Here is a 430-nt window from a genome sequence, read left to right as displayed (position 1 = left end):
AGCCGCGGCGCATCGCCCTCGTCGATGCGGGCATAGTCGAAGGTCTTGGCGACGACCGAGGACAGGAACGACAGCGTCGCGCCCGGGCGGTCGATGACGGCGATCGGGAAGGTCATGACGATCTCGCGCCAGCGCTGCCAGCGATGGAAATCGCGCAGGCTGTCGGCACCCATGATCCAGACGAAATCGACACCGGGGTTGCGCGCCTTGACCAGCGCCAGCGTATCGGCGGTGTAGCGGACGTGATGGGCGGCTTCGAAAGCGGTGACCTTGATCTTCGGGTTCTTGGCGATCTGTTCCGACAGCTGCAGCCGTTCGCCCAGCGGCGCCAACTCCCTGGTGTTCTTCAGCGGATTGCCCGGCGTCACCATCCACCACAACTGGTCGAGCGCCAGGCGTCTGAGCGCGATCTCGGCGACCAGCGCATGGC

The 430-nt window shown here is 65.8% G+C and carries 1 protein-coding gene; it reads right to left on the bottom strand.

The genetic code is table 11. The features are described 5' to 3' along the window. Window positions 1–430, bottom strand: a 430-nt coding sequence (locus ENZ75_RS34050; protein ID WP_128278705.1) for a nicotinate-nucleotide adenylyltransferase, incomplete at both ends; no start/stop codon positions are given.

The organism is Mesorhizobium sp. M7A.F.Ca.CA.002.04.1.1 (genome assembly GCF_004022805.1).
Lineage (GTDB): Bacteria > Pseudomonadota > Alphaproteobacteria > Rhizobiales > Rhizobiaceae > Mesorhizobium > Mesorhizobium ciceri.
The sequence above is the reverse complement of the archived record's forward strand: the minus strand, read 5'-3'. Positions and strand labels throughout refer to the sequence as shown.